This window comes from Amycolatopsis sp. NPDC058278 (genome assembly GCF_042881395.1).
GTDB lineage: Bacteria > Actinomycetota > Actinomycetes > Mycobacteriales > Pseudonocardiaceae > Amycolatopsis.
The window spans coordinates 93,934-107,789 of the sequence record NZ_JBHVXZ010000021.1 but is presented as its reverse complement, the minus strand read 5'-3'; the positions used below and the strand labels follow the sequence as shown (position 1 = coordinate 107,789).

The window sequence follows — 13,856 nt, the reverse complement described above, 5'->3', positions numbered from 1 at the left end:
TTTCCCCCCCACCACTCCTGCCCCGGCGGGGGCGGGCGCTTATTACCTTACATCCCCCCCCCGGCGGCCCCCCCCCCGGGGCCCCGCGGCGACAACCGTCAGCTGTGCGTGATTTTTACCGGCCCGGCTTCGATGGCAATATGGAATAACCACGCGGCGACGAGAATGATCACGATCGGAACCGTGACAAGCAAAATCACGCGAAAAACGCCCGACCAGCTACTCAAAGCGTGGCCGACGGTCCGCCAGAGGGTTGGATTCGCAATCCTGTCTGGACGCTTGTCCGGTCTCCGGGCTGGCTTGAACACGCCGCGGTGGCGTATCGTCACGATGCAGACTCCTCTGTCTGAGTTCACTCGTGTGGACCAACCGACAGGCTTGCAGGCGGTTTGGTTGCTCCACATGCTTTCTCGGGCGGAGGTCCCGAGGGGCCCCTTGGAATCCAAGGGGCCCCTCCCGCACTGGCCCGTCGGCCACAGTTCCGTCTAGCCGCCTCGGGGTGCTCGCGCCGAATGGTGCGACAAGCGGCAGTTGCTGACTAGTTCGGCCGAACGATGAGCGGTTTAACTGTCCCAAGTGGACAATCAATCAGGCCTTATCCGAGGAATCGAGCGGTATACGGGTGATGTCAATAGGAATCTCCGATCTCTTGACTCTGATCACCGCAGTGCCTCGTATGCGCAGTCGGTGATTCACGCAGGAGGGAGAGGACCAACTGGGAAGCCAACCGCGTGGTCAGGACCTGCACGCGCTCGGCCATTTCGTCGACGACCTGGTCGCGGCCGTAGAACGGGCAGTCTTTCTCGTCATCAGCGAGTTGGATGTGGGAGATGACCCAGCGCGTCCGCCGATAGCCCTCAATGTCGCAGGCCAGGACCCAGCGGGTCGGTGACGTTGTTCCCCGATCGTGCTCTCACTTTGTGTAGCATTCCTCTTCACAATCGGTATCTGTAGCGTCGATACCTGCTCCAGCGACTTAGCGGTATGCGCGAGCGCGGCCTAAGCGCGACAGGGGTCGGTTAGATCCATGCGACGCTCGAAGGCTTGGGCGCACACGAGAACCAGGAGATCGCCGCGATTCGCACGGCGCACCTGGCGCTAGTTCGGCTCGACGCCGTCAGCTTCCCCAGGTCATGCGCTGGCCAAGTGTTGAGGTTCGACGCCGAGCACGCCGCCGCGCGGGCGGCCGCGGCGGTCAGCGAACCGGGAACCCCTCCGGGTCATTTCCCCCACCGCGCCTGCGGCCCAGCGACTTGAGGAAGGCGTCTTCTCCTGACGTCGGCGCTCGGGCGATGATTCCGTCCGCCTTGATCTGCAGGCGCATCGAATACGCCCGGTTGGCATCCGGCGTGCCGTCAGGACCGTTGAGCACGTCCACGACGATCCGACCGGTCGGGCTCTTGGGGTCATCGGCGACCCGGACGTACCAGCTCGAAATCGAGCCCATGACGATGTAGCCGTGCCAGTTGCGATGCCGGATGGCACGTCGATGCTCTCGCCATCCGCGGGCCTGCTTGAAGATCCACACGATCACGCCGGCCACTATGGACAAGCCGCTGAGTATCGTGGCGATCCAGGCGCCATTCTGGAGCAAGCTCGGTTGAGGCACGCTATTCATACCGCACAATCTGCCAGTCCGTCCGGCGATGCGCCTCTGGGCCTCAGTCGCGCCAGGCTACGCCACGGTAACGAATTCATTGCTTGACGTAACACAAGATCTGCCCGGCGAGACATACCGGCGTTGACCGTCACCAACTTGGAGGGTTCGTGATCACCTGCCGTACCGTTCTCGCCGTCGGCGTCTCCGCTGCCGCACTCTCGCTGGCCGCGTGCAGCAGCTCAGGCGGCGCACCCACGGCGACTGACTCGGGCGGTGTCATCGCCCCAGCCGAAGCCGCCAGCGGCCCGAAGTCCGCCGACGACGTCACCAAGACGCTCACCGACAAGATCCCCACGGTCAAGCCGTTCAAGACCTACACCGCAGAAGACGACCCGAACCACCTGCTCGGCCGGCCGAACGGCTACATCTCGAAGACAGCGTTCTCGGACTCGCGCGTTAAGGCCGACGACGTCGAGTACCTGGACGAGGACGCGGTAGAACGCGGCGGCTCCGTCGAGGTGTACACAGACGAGGCCGGCGCGAAGGCGCGAATGGACTTCATCCAGTCGATCGCGAAGGGGATGCCCGCGGTCGGCGAATACGACTACGTGAAAAACGGTGTGCTGGTGCGAGTTTCGCGGTTCCTGACGCCGGACCAGGCGAAGGCGTACCAGGCGGCACTCGGCGGCTGAGCGCAGACGACGAAACACCCGCACGCCCGAGACTTCTGGCGGACGATCGACCGGCGCCCGGAACGCAAGGACCGCGGAACGTGTATCGCGGACGACCGGGACGGGGAACTCCGCGGCGTAGACCTTGACCGGCTGGCCGGATCGCAAGGTCGCCCGCTGCGCGGCCCGCACTGACTGTGGCGCCGCAGACGCCTGGTGTCGACCAGCCATCGACCACGATGGCCGGCGGCGCGCGGTGTGATCGCGCGCGAAACTGTCGGGGCCAGCTCGTAAGCTCGCCCTCTCGACAAGAGGATGTGACGATGCCACGACGCAAAACCGACGCAAAGGTCAAGGGCAACCCCGATCCAGCGCCTTTTGGTGACCCGCTGACGGAGCTCGGCCTGTTCCGTGAGTGCAGGACCGTTCCCGAGGCTCGCGGGGTACTTCACGGTGAAGTGGTCGCTGAGGTCGACGAGATGCTCAAGCTCGTCGAAGACGCCGACGCGTTCGACGTTATCGAGCTGATGCGGATGCGGGAGTTCCCGCCGGTCCCAGACCCGAACCTCGCATGGGAAGGGTCGGCGCTCAACATCGAGATCATCGCTGCGATGCTGCTCGGCCGCAAGTCCCGCAAGCCCAATGACACGCCCAGAATGAACACTCGCCCGCACGAAGCCGTCAGTGAGCTCCACAGCCGCGCCCAACGCCTCGGGCGGCTGGCCACCTATCGACAGCTGATCGAAGCACGAATCAGCGACGACCCGCTCGCACCGCTGGCCGCGGAGTACCAGGGCGCGGTCCTCCACATCCGAAACCTTCAATACGACACCATCCGCGAGAACCACGAAACCCAACTGTTCGACAACACCATCGTCGCCCCGCTCATGGCCGAGCACCTCGGCTACACCTACCCCGACGTCGTCACGGTTCGCCACTCCATGCAAAAGCTCGGCGGCGACCGGATGACCAAGCTGCGCGACGAGACTGGCGCGATTGTGATGCAGCACCACGGAACGCCGCCAGACCAGGTCCCCGAGGACGATGTGAGCGAATTCATGACACGGATGATCCCGTTCATGTTTCTGCCGGCCGACCGGGCCATCATCACTGCCGAGGACATAGCCACCGACTCGGGCGCCGACGTAGATGTAGTCCGAGCCGTCCTGGAGTCTTACGCCCAGACGTTCGACGACAGCATCACCCCCGCCCGCAGAGTCTACGACCTCCTCACCAGCAGCAATCCGTTTCACCTCACTCCTCTGCTTTCAGACGGTGCGGGCAACTACGTGGAAACCGCGAACGGAGTGGGGCTCGACTCGCTCCGGCGGATCGTGGAGTCTGCGCTCGTCGGCACGACGCCGTTCCACCGCTACGACAAGAAGGTCCGCCAGGTAGTCAGCGAGCGGCTCGCAACCAGCTCACTCGAAAAGCTGCTGCGGACCCCTCCGAAGCTAACTGCGTTCACGTACTACGCGCCCAACGACAACAAAACCCACACCCTCCTCAGCCACGATTGCGCAAACCCGAAAGCCGTGGGAAAGCAGGTCGAGGGGGACGGCCTGTTCATCGTCGGCGACGTCGCCATCTGCGTCGAGGTCAAAGGCAAATCGATGGCGTCAGCTGCACGCCGAGGCGACGTCAAGCGGCTCTGGAACGACCTCAAAGCCACCATCGGCGACGGCTGCAAGCAAGCCGCGCGCCTCCAAGCACTCATCGAGACCAACTCCGGTCTCTGGCTCGAAGACGGTACCTGGCTCGACTTGTCAGAAATCCGAGAAGTGCGGTCGGTCGTCGCGCTCCTCGACGATGTCGGTCCCCTCGGCACCAGACTCGGCGACCATCGTGAAACCGGGCTACTTCCCGTCGAACGCACCCCCTGGGTCACGTCCCTGCACGACCTCGAAACCATCGCCCAGGTCTGCGACCGTCCGTCCGAGTTCCTCCTGTACCTACGCCGCCGCACTGACTCCGACGTCGCCACTTACTACAAGGCGTCTGACGAGCTCGACCTCTTCATGCTCTTCATGAACGCGGACCTCTACGTCGATCCCGACCCCGACCGAGATCGGCAAGAGCGCACCCGGGCCGCAGCCTCCATCAGAGTCGCCGACCAGTGCCTCCCTCTCAACGCCTGGATGGCCCGCGAACAAATGCACGACGACGACCCTCCGCCCTCGAAGCCGACCTACAATGCGGTGCCTCGCATCCTCGACCTCATCGATGTGATCGACACTCACGCAACCGGAATGATCCGCTTCGGCGCCGACATCCTCGCACTGGCCGGCGACGCGCAGCAAAACGTGCTCGACGCCATCGACCGATGCGTCCGTCTGACCCGTCAAGACGGCCAACCGCACAAGGCCGTGTTTTCCTTTTCCGGCGTCTGGGGCCACCCGACTGTCTTCCTCGGCTCCCGCCCGCGTGAATCCGCCTTGGAGCCGGTCCGACGGCATCTCGAGGCGTACATGCGCCTCAAGCGCCACCAGATGAAGTCGGACCGCTCCTACGGTCTGCTGTTCGACGAAGACAGCAACCTCGAACTCGCCATGTACTTCAACGATCCGACTGTTGACGACGCCGAACTCGATGCACTCGCCGAAGAATTCGGTCTGAGGCCGGTTGCCGACACCCCCTGATCAGTGTCACCGTCCGTGCCTCCACACCACGCGTGCTTGGCCCCACGAGTCAAGGTCGCCAAGTCGACACGCCGGCCGCGCCACTTCTTAAGATCCAGGGCCTGTGGTTGAACAGTGAACACTCGATCTCATCCGCTCGCGGGCATCATGTCCTCGAGGGCGGCGACGTTCGCCGTGTTCGCGACGCGACGCTTGCGGTAGTGGCGCTCGGCGACCTGCCGGCTGTTGCCCAACTGGTCCGCAATCGCTGTCGTCGGCAGGCCTGCCTCGTCGAGGACGGTGCCGACCGTCTTGCGGAACACGTGGCTGGTGACCCACTCATACCCCACGGCGACCACCGCCTCGCTGAGCCGGTTGATGACGTTCGACGGATCGAGGAAGCCACCGGCGAACGAGGCGAAGATCGGTCCGTCCCCTGCTGCGATCTTGCGTCTGCATAGAACCGACAGGGCCCACGCCGGCACACCGAGGAGAAGTTCGTCCTGGTTGCCCTTGCGCTGGGGGCGGCGAACCAGACCAGCTCCCGCCACACGGATGATGTGATGGCTCGCCGCCACGGTCTTGGCGTCGAGGTCGATGTCGGTGCCCAGGATCGCCAGCGCTTCGCCGATCCGGACTCCGGTGGCGAGCATGATCTCCATCAGGTCGGCCAGGTCCAGCCAGAGCTGGCCGCGGGGGCCGAGGGGCCGGCCGCGGGCGTCGGTTTGGCGGGTCAGTGCGTACGCGCGCAGCTTGGCGAGCAGGTCGACGCGTTGTTCGGCGGTGAGCGCTTCCACCTTTTTCTGCTCGCCGTTGCGCGTCATCCGGCCGATCTTGCGGACTGGGTTCTCGTCCATGGCGCCGTGCCTGACCGCGTAGTCACACGCGCCCGACATCGCCGCCTTCAAGGTCTTCGCCGTGTCGTAGCTCTTCTTCCTTCGGGCGTCTCTGATCACCTTGCTGCAGCGGGTGACGTTGACCTCGTAGCACTGCAGCTGCCCCAGCGGAGGGGTCGCCCAGTTCTTGAGCACACTGCGGTAGAGCCGGACGGAAGTCGGCGAGAAATTTCCCAGGCTCGCCTCTTCTTCGAGCTCATCGAGGTACAGGGTGATTACTTTCTCAAATCGGGTCGACCGGCTTATTTCTCCGTCGGTCGACTTCGTCGTGAGGTCGCCGATAGCTTCCTTCAGCCGCTTGATGGCCAGGTCCTTGCCCACCGCTTGCCGTCGCACCCGCTGCAGGGTGCCGTCGCTTGTCCTGAAGTAGGTGCTCGCGCGATAGCGCGCGCCCTGCTTCTTGGTTTTGGGTTGCTTCTCGACGGCGATGACGCCGTAGGCGCCTATCGGTGTCGACAACCTGCCCACAGCAGGACTCCTTCAGGATGTCATTTACGAGGCAATTCGAGCGCTTCAAACTGTTGATCGACATTGACGCTAGCATCCCTGACACGAGTGCAGGTAGCGGTCTAATTCGAAATCAGGAACCAGGTAATACCGTCCTGCTTTCAGAGACTTGATACTGCCTTTATGAATCAGGTCGAGTACTGTCTCGTAGGGAATTCCGAGTTGTGTCGCGACTTCCCGCGGCGTCCAGGCGCGACGCGACAACCGTTCCTCGCTCATGGCATGCACCTCGTTAATGCCGGCCACCGCATGACCGCGACGGCAGAACAACTCGGGTCTTCGTTCTGGTGGCGCGTCTGCGAAGCGGACGCGTACAAGCCGGCCCCGGCTGTCGGGTTTACGCGCTGGCTGGTGCTCAGGCTGTCGATGAGGGTGCGCCGCCACGCCAGTGCGTACGGCAGGCAGTTCGCCTCACTTCGGTGCCCGGGCGCGCAGCCAGGTTCGCGGCGGCCGCGAGCGCTCCACGCCATCGAGTCCGCGCTGGCGAGGACGTCGCCGAAGCGCCGGAGTCCTGTGGTTTTGACGCCGAAGCCGTGCCGTCGCAGCCCTCGTTCGGCCAGGGCGCGGACGATGTCGTCGACTTCCTGGCTGGCTTGGCGCCGGCACACGCTGCCCAGCCCGACGAGCCGTTGCGCGGCGAGGTCGACGTCGTGACGTTCGTATATATCGGCGCAGCGCTGGTGGTCGGCGATGATCTGGCCCTGCAAGACCGGGATGAACGGCAGCTCGGGCGCCAGCTCGCGCAGGTGCAGGTAGCTGTCGACGGTGCGCCGATGATGGTCGGTGACGGTGAGCCCGGTGCGGGCGAGGATCTCCGGTTCGGTCATCCAGTCTTGCGGCGCTGCCCAGTCCAGCCGGCCGATCTCTGCCCGGTAGCGGCGGACCGCCGTGACGTAGGTGTCCGGAGTGGTGCGCCACCGCCCGTGGATCGTCAGCTCGGTAAATCCGCCGGAGTCCAGAGCCCACGGTCCTTGGGCTCGCGGCATCGTCTTACGGCCGGCGAGGCGGCGGTGCGAGACGAATAAGCGGACGCCGAGCCGTCGGGCGAGCCATGCCGGCTGATGCGTTCCCAGGTAGAACTTCATCGAGCCACCAGCCGCTGCCGTGTCGCCCGTGCAACTGCCTGTACTCCGACCGCGATCGCCGTCGCGAAGGCCTTACTGACGACTTGACCCGTTAGCGGCGCCCAGGTGCCGAAGGCCAGCGGGACGAACACGACGCTGTCAACTACGAGGCCCGCGGCATTCGAACCCATCATCGCGAGTGCCTGGCTTCGCCGGCGCATCAGCCGGGCGTAGATGTACGCGTCGATGGTTTCCGACAAGAGGAAGGCGAGAGCACTGGCTGTCGTGGCTGCCGGGGATCCCAGCAGCCACGGCAGACCGGTGCCGCAGCCGATCGCCGCGGCGACTCCTCGCGGACCGAACGCCTCGTGCACGTGATCTTGGATTTCGAGGACCGCTCCAGCGCACACGGCTCCGACCGGGATGGTGAGCAGTGCCAGGTCGAGCGTCGCGCCCGTCGTCGCGGCGACGTTCGTCGTGAGGATTACCCCGACGTAGCCGAGCGCGGCCGCTGATCGGCCTCGGCGAACTGCGGCTGCTGGATCTCGGAGGTGGTCTGTCACCGTGTCCGGCCTTGCGGTGGTCATGCCGTTCGCCGACCCAACGGAGCAGCATGCTGCTTCCCGGCGGTCCTGGAGGATGGGTCGTCGATCACAGGCCGGAAGCCTTCACGGAACACGATGACGTCCTCATGCGCGATCAGGTACAGCGGCAGACCCGCCTCGCGCTGCTTGCGGATGAAGTCGCGCTGGAAGAAGCTGCCGCGCGCGACCAGGTCGCTTTCCGCTACGCGGGCGAGCAGGGCGACGCAACGTTCAACCGGCACCAGGCCGGCTGCGATGCCGCAGGCGATGACCTGGGACGGGAGGTCGATCAGTTCGGCATGCTCGCGCCACGGCCGGACCGTGATCGCTACGTGGCCACCGGGGCGCAAGGCGCGGGCGCAGGCGGTGAGGATGCGGGTGAAGCCGGCCAGCAGACGGTGGTGGCCGATGTTGGCGAGGTTGCCGCGGTCGAGTGCGCTGCCGTAGCGGTAATGGTGCTTGCGCACCTTGCCGTCCTCGGTTTCGGGTCCGGTCGAGACCTGGCCGTGCACCGACGGGCCGTACGGCGGCGACGTGACGACCAGCGCAACCTGACCGACGTACTCGCGAGGCAGAAGGGTCTCGAGCTGGCGGGCGTCGCCTCGGACGACTTGGCCGTCGTGTTCGTGGCCGCGCTTGCGCGCGAGGCGGAGGTTCGCGCGGGCGATGGCGGCCCAGTGTGGCTCGTATTCGACGCCGATGGCGCGGCGGTCGAGGTCGATTGCCTCGACCAGGGTGGTGCCGATTCCGCACATCGGGTCCAGTACCACTTCGCCCGGCTTGGTGTAGTGCTCGATCGCGTGTGCTGCGACGGCGGGCAGCATCTTGGCTGGGTGTGCGGTCGACTCCGGCACGTATCGGCCTTTGCGTTGCGCGGCTGGCGAGGTCTGCGCGGTCGCCCACACCGACACCGGCAGCTCGCCGAAGTCCGTCGGTGCGTCGGCGGGCGGGGTGGTGTCGAGGGCGTCGATGAACGCGCGGGGCAGCGGCATGGTCGGCTCGTCGACCGAGGACGTCGGGGTGTTCGACTGCGTGGTGGTCATGGTGGTGCCCGTGCCTTTCGGTCAGCTGGTCATCGGAGGTCTTCTGGCTGAGCGGCGTCGGCGTGGGCTTGGGCGAAGATGAGGACGTCGCCGTGCACGCGCGCGTGCGTCATTGGCGCGGCGAGTTCTCGACCGCCGCGCGCACCGTCGGTTCGGTCCGTCGCGGTGGGCGGCTGCAGGCGGCCGTTCCGGATGGGGGTGTGGAGGGTGACGATGTGTTGGAGGTAGAGCAGGTCGGCGTTTTGCGCGGCCGCGATCATCGGGCCTGACGGGTCGGTCAACCGGCCGCTCGACCAGTCGCTATGGGTGTAGACCGCGAGGATGCCGCCGAACGTGAGCGCCTGCGCTGCCGCGATCGCCACCGCTTCCGCCGAGCCGTCGGCGCCGCGTTCGGGCGGCAGCGACGTGATGACCAAGTCGACTCGTTCGACAGCCACCGCCGAGACCGACGCCGTCACGCCGCTCACGGTCCCCGCGTCCGTGGTCCGCGGTTCGAGCTTGGTGATCGCGGGGTGGCGACCGAGCTCGTGCACGGCGTCGAGCGCGGCGTCCAGTTCGCCGGCGCCGACTCCGCGACGTGCGGCTCCCTCACCGGCGGGCCACGGCGCGAGCAGAACCTGGGCGCCGGGTGCCGAGAAGCTGGTCGTGATGGTTTCGATGATCGGTACCGGCCAGGCGGCTGCCGGATCGATCGGGTCGGGCCCGGCCGTCCACACCGTCGGCGGAATCGGCGCCAGCTCGCGGGTGGCGGCCGCCCGCTTCGGGGAGCGGCGAGTGCGGGAGCTCGTGCCGACGGGATCGGGAGCACCCGGGTACGGGACGCCGTTGGCGGGACGAGTGCGCGGTCGGCGAGTGGAGTCGTCTCGATTGGACGGGCGGTTGGTTGCGGACGGCGGGCGTCGAGTCACGAGCGGAACCTCCGGGGCGGGCCACCGACCGATCGAGTCGGCGGCTTCTGCGCGGTCGTCGGCTAACTCCGGCAACGAGGTCGGCAAGAGACACCGTCACGCCAAATCCGTGTTTTCCGTCCGGCGGCCGAACCTCTGTGGCGAAGTCTGAGCAGGTCTGCTGTCGAATCCCCCCTGCGATTTCGAGGGCGAGACGCAAACGCGAAACGGTCCTGAAGCGGGTTCGTCACGCCTCTGACCTGGGCTTGAAGCGGTTTTGAGGCGCCCCGGCGGGCTTCCTGGCGACGTCACGTTCCAGTCGCTCAGGAGTGCCGCCATGGACCAGCCCTCGTCACCAAAACACCCCACAACCAGTCCGACGACGCGTCCGCGTGGCGAGTCCGGCGTGTTCGATACCGCCCGCGCTGCATTCGCCTGGCTGGTCACCGGACCACACCCAGTCGCCCTCGACGGCCGCCAGGTCCGCGGACTGCCGTCCCGGCTCGTGCCGCTGGACGAAGTTGGCAAGCTGACCGTCGCGAAAGGATGTCCACAGCAGACGCGGGATGCGGTGTGGACAGCTCTCGTGACGCGGTCGCGTGCCGAGGGTGGCACGTGGACGGTCGCGTGCGTCGGGCTCGCGTTGCCGGTGCTGCTGCCGGTCGCGGCCAAATTGACCAGCCGGTTCCGCGGCGAGGTCCACGACATCCACGCCGCGGTGCTGACCGGCTTCCTCGAAGCGCTCCCTGACGTCGACCTCGATCGGCCGGCGATCCTCGTCCGGTTGCGGTGGGCCGCCTACCGCGCCGGCCACCGTGCTCTGCGCGAGGCGCTCGACGCCGCGGCCCCGGTCGCCGACCTCGGCGCTCGCGCGCCCGGGCCGGAGCACGCAGGCGGACACCCCGATTTCGTTCTGCTCGCCGCCGTCGACGCCGGGGTCCTGACCGCCGCCGACGCCGCGCTGATCGGCGACACCAGGTTCGGCGAAATGTCACTCGCCGAGGCGGCACAGGCCCGCGGCCAGACGTACAAGGCGACGCAGCAGGCCCGGCACCGCGCCGAGCGCAGGCTGACCGATTACCTGAGCGCCCTCTGCGAGAGCGACCTGGCGGCGCACCGGCGGACGCGGCGCAACGTCGCCGGCGAGCCCGAGAAGGCGCGGCGTCCGGTGTCTCCCCGGTCGCCGAAATCCGGAGTTGGTGACCGCGGGACGCGAGTGCCCGCCCGCCCTCGCCCATCCCGGTCCACGTCGGAACCGGGCGCCGTTCAGGAGGCGTCCTCATGCGACTGATCACCCACCGCCCCGACCACCACGCACCCATCCGCCGGCCACCGACCCGCCGCGACCACCGCACAACGGCTCGAGTTTCAGCTCGCGCGACGACCTGCCGTCGGCCCGATTCTGTGCCGAAAGCTCCGTTCTCTCGGGTGCGACCGCGTCGGCTCCCGGTCGGGGCGCTCGCCTGCATGCTGGCCATCGCCGCGCTGTTGCTCAGCCGCTCCACGGCCCACGCGGAGACGGTGCACTACGTCGCGCTTGCGCAGTCGGTCGATCAGGTCCTGTCGAACATTCGCTCGTGGATCATGGGCATCCTCGCCGGCGTCGCGCTCGTCTTCCTGACGATCGGCGGCCTGCGCTACCTGATGGCGTCCAACGACCCCGGTGAGATCGAGAAGGCGAAGGGCGCGTTCAAGGCTGCCGGAATCGGGTTCGGTCTCGCCGCCCTCGCGCCGCTCGTCGTCGAAATTCTGAAGACGATCGTCGGCGGGGTGTAGCCGATGTCCGCCCGCACCTCACGTCGCATGGTCGCCCCCGGAAATTCAGCTCCGCCGTCACGTCGCCGCCTGCTCTGGCTCGCCGCCTTGGCGACGTTGCTTGCGGCCGTGCTCGGCGGCGTCGCGTCCAGCGCAGCCGCCTCCGGCCCGCGGCACATCGGCGCAGTCCAGTTCGCCCCGGCACAGCCACCGTTGCCGTTGCCGCCCAACCCGGGGTGCGCGCCGGGTTCTGCGGAACCGGTATGCCACCTCCCGAGCGCGAGTTCGCCTCCGTCGATTCCGGCGTCTCCCCTGCCGCCGATCACCGCGTTGCCCGCTCCGCCGTCGTGCTTTCCCGGCTCGTTGGATCCCGGCTGCGCGCCGGCCACCAGCTCGCCGTGTCAGGGTCCGAACTGCATCCCGCAGCCGTCCACGCTCGTGCCGAGTACGCCACCGCCGGCCCAGGTCCCGGACGGCGCCGGCGGTGACGCTGCGGAATGCGGCCTGACCGACCTCACTGGCTGCATGGTCGTCGCCGCGAGCGCGTTGCTCGCCGCGGTCGTCGCTGCCGGGATGAACCCGCTGCTGGACCTGCTTGGCAAGACACTGCTGACGACGCCGGAACCGGATCAGCTGCCCGGCCTCGGCGCCGTGTGGGTCGGGTCGTGGCACATCCTGCTTACCGCCTACGTGATCCTCGTCCTGCTGGCCGGGCTGATCATCATGGGCTACCAGACGCTGCAGGCCCGATACACCATTAAAGAACTCGCGCCCCGGCTCGTTGTCGGGTTTCTCGCCGGCACGCTCTCGCTGTTCCTGTTCACCAAGGGCATCCAGGTCGCCAACGCGTTGTCGGCCGCGGTGCTCGGCGAGGGCGTCGATCCGGCGCAGATGACGCGCAGCTTGATCACGATGGTGCAGAGCTCCCTGCACGGCGGCGGCATCTTCCTAGGGATTCTCGGGCTGGTCCTGGTGACGATGCTCCTGGTCTTGCTGGTCGTCTTCGTTGTGCGGGTGATGGTGACGATCCTGCTGGTGGCCGCCGCGCCGATCGCGTTGATGTTCCACGCCCTCCCCCACACCGAAGGCATCGCCTACCTCTGGTGGAAAGGCAGCGGCGGGGTGCTGTTCATCCAGGTCGGTCAGTCGTTGACGCTCGTGGTCACCGTGCGGGTGTTCTTCGCACCGGGCGGGTTCACCCTCTTCGGGCCGTCGCTTTCGTCGCTGATGAATCTGCTGCTCTGCATCGCGCTGATGTACGTGCTGATCAAGATCCCGTTCTGGTTCCTCGCCCCGTTGCGCTCCGGCCGTCCCTCGTTGCTGGGCCGGATCGCGCGCGGTGTGATCGCCTACAAGACGATGGGGCTGCTCGCCGGCGCCGCAAGTGGTGCTCGCGCAGCTGGACGCCCACGCGCCGGCAGGCCGAGCGCACCACTTGATCCGCCGGCGACCCGGTCAGGTCAGTTCATGCTGCCCATGCGACTGCGACGCACCAACACCCCTGTGCACAGCTTGCGCCGCCGCTGGGACGAACCACCGCGGACTGGTGCGCTGGACGGGACGCCGGTTCCCGGCCAGCTGTCGCTGCTCACCTCGCACACGCGCGACGGCAAACCGGCTCTGCGTGCCAACCCACGCGCGTTGCCGCCGAAGGACTTGCCGAACGCGCTACCGGCCGACCAGCTCGGGTTGCCGATGACCGTGCGCCGCGAGCCCGATCGCGTTCCGCGTCGCCCCCTCGCCGACGACCTCGCGCACCCAGTACCTGTTCGGCCGCCGCGTCAACCAGGGCTGTTGATGCCCGATGGGCGGATCAACCGCAACTCCCGCCCGCCCACGAAGCTGCCGAACGCGCTGATCCCACCGAGCCCGGGCATGCTGCCGATCCACCTGCCGCCACAGCCTGTGCGGTCTGCTCGGCGCAGCCTCGCCGACGACCTCACTGACCCCGGCCGGACCAATCGGTCGCCGCAGACCGGGCCTGGCTTGATCACGCCGTCCGGGCAGATCAACCGCGCGGCCCGCGCTCGCCGACGCCCTACGCCCGACGCGTTCAGCGGCAACCGGCCGCTCGCGTCCGGGCAGTACCCGCTCCCGCTGGGCCTCCGCCGCCAGCCGAAACCCACTCCGCCCACGCCACCAGCGCCGACGCGGAAACCGGCCGGCACGCAGCTGCCGTTGCCGCTGAGCCTGCCGCCACGGCGGCGCCGCCCGAAGTCGAAGTGAGGTCG

At 67.2% G+C, this 13,856-nt stretch carries 13 protein-coding genes; 5 read left to right on the top strand and 8 right to left on the bottom strand.

Going from position 1 to position 13,856, the window contains the following annotated elements; translation table 11 throughout:
* Positions 1 to 98: 98 nt before the first annotated feature.
* Together ACFVYA_RS13905 and ACFVYA_RS13900 are read right to left on the bottom strand one after the other, a co-directional pair.
* Positions 99 to 329 carry a hypothetical protein gene (locus ACFVYA_RS13905; RefSeq protein WP_387044979.1) on the bottom strand — a complete coding sequence of 77 codons (231 nt, stop codon included), beginning with the start codon at positions 327 to 329 and terminating at the stop codon, positions 99 to 101.
* 866 nt (positions 330 to 1,195) lie between these two features.
* Entirely contained in the window at positions 1,196 to 1,534 is a 339-nt protein-coding gene (locus tag ACFVYA_RS13900; protein WP_387044978.1) for a hypothetical protein, read from the bottom strand.
* A 233-nt stretch (positions 1,535 to 1,767) separates the two neighbouring features.
* On the opposite strand from ACFVYA_RS13900, the gene ACFVYA_RS13895 reads away from it, so the two are divergent.
* Together ACFVYA_RS13895 and ACFVYA_RS13890 are read left to right on the top strand one after the other, a co-directional pair.
* Positions 1,768 to 2,292, top strand: coding sequence for a hypothetical protein (locus ACFVYA_RS13895; RefSeq protein WP_387044977.1), 525 nt, complete (start codon positions 1,768 to 1,770; stop codon positions 2,290 to 2,292).
* A 302-nt stretch (positions 2,293 to 2,594) separates the two neighbouring features.
* Positions 2,595 to 4,910: a hypothetical protein gene (locus ACFVYA_RS13890; protein ID WP_387044976.1), complete on the top strand. Its 2,316-nt coding sequence runs from the start codon at positions 2,595 to 2,597 to the stop codon at positions 4,908 to 4,910.
* Between the two features lie 128 nt (positions 4,911 to 5,038).
* Here ACFVYA_RS13890 and ACFVYA_RS13885 read toward each other — a convergent pair whose 3' ends face one another.
* From ACFVYA_RS13885 to ACFVYA_RS13860, 6 genes are all read right to left on the bottom strand, one after another.
* Entirely contained in the window at positions 5,039 to 6,253 is a 1,215-nt protein-coding gene (locus ACFVYA_RS13885; RefSeq protein WP_387044975.1) for a tyrosine-type recombinase/integrase, read from the bottom strand.
* Positions 6,254 to 6,322: 69 nt separating this feature from the next.
* Complete coding sequence (locus tag ACFVYA_RS13880) at positions 6,323 to 6,511, bottom strand: excisionase family DNA-binding protein (RefSeq protein ID WP_387044974.1); 189 nt, start codon at positions 6,509 to 6,511, stop codon at positions 6,323 to 6,325.
* Positions 6,508 to 7,377, bottom strand: a complete 870-nt coding sequence (locus ACFVYA_RS13875; RefSeq protein WP_387044973.1) for a hypothetical protein — start codon at positions 7,375 to 7,377, stop codon at positions 6,508 to 6,510. Before ACFVYA_RS13875 ends, ACFVYA_RS13880 begins: the two co-directional genes overlap by 4 nt.
* Positions 7,374 to 7,943: a VUT family protein gene (locus ACFVYA_RS13870; protein WP_387044972.1), complete on the bottom strand. Its 570-nt coding sequence runs from the start codon at positions 7,941 to 7,943 to the stop codon at positions 7,374 to 7,376. The genes ACFVYA_RS13875 and ACFVYA_RS13870 overlap by 4 nt, the downstream gene beginning before the upstream one ends.
* A complete protein-coding gene (locus ACFVYA_RS13865; protein WP_387044971.1) occupies positions 7,940 to 8,983 on the bottom strand; it encodes a TRM11 family SAM-dependent methyltransferase in 1,044 nt (347 codons plus the stop codon). The genes ACFVYA_RS13870 and ACFVYA_RS13865 overlap by 4 nt, the downstream gene beginning before the upstream one ends.
* 29 nt (positions 8,984 to 9,012) lie before the next feature.
* Entirely contained in the window at positions 9,013 to 9,891 is an 879-nt protein-coding gene (locus tag ACFVYA_RS13860) for a hypothetical protein (protein ID WP_387044970.1), read from the bottom strand.
* A 385-nt stretch (positions 9,892 to 10,276) separates the two neighbouring features.
* On the opposite strand from ACFVYA_RS13860, the gene ACFVYA_RS13855 reads away from it, so the two are divergent.
* The 3 genes from ACFVYA_RS13855 (at position 10,277) to ACFVYA_RS13845 (ending at position 13,851) form a co-directional block, all read left to right on the top strand.
* Positions 10,277 to 11,161, top strand: coding sequence for a sigma-70 family RNA polymerase sigma factor (locus ACFVYA_RS13855; RefSeq protein WP_387044969.1), 885 nt, complete (start codon positions 10,277 to 10,279; stop codon positions 11,159 to 11,161).
* Between the two features lie 176 nt (positions 11,162 to 11,337).
* The gene (locus tag ACFVYA_RS13850) at positions 11,338 to 11,646 is read left to right on the top strand and encodes a pilin (RefSeq protein WP_387044968.1); all 309 of its coding nucleotides are present in this window, start codon (positions 11,338 to 11,340) and stop codon (positions 11,644 to 11,646) included.
* A gap of 504 nt (positions 11,647 to 12,150) precedes the next feature.
* The gene (locus tag ACFVYA_RS13845; protein ID WP_387044967.1) at positions 12,151 to 13,851 is read left to right on the top strand and encodes a hypothetical protein; all 1,701 of its coding nucleotides are present in this window, start codon (positions 12,151 to 12,153) and stop codon (positions 13,849 to 13,851) included.
* Positions 13,852 to 13,856 lie beyond the last annotated feature (5 nt).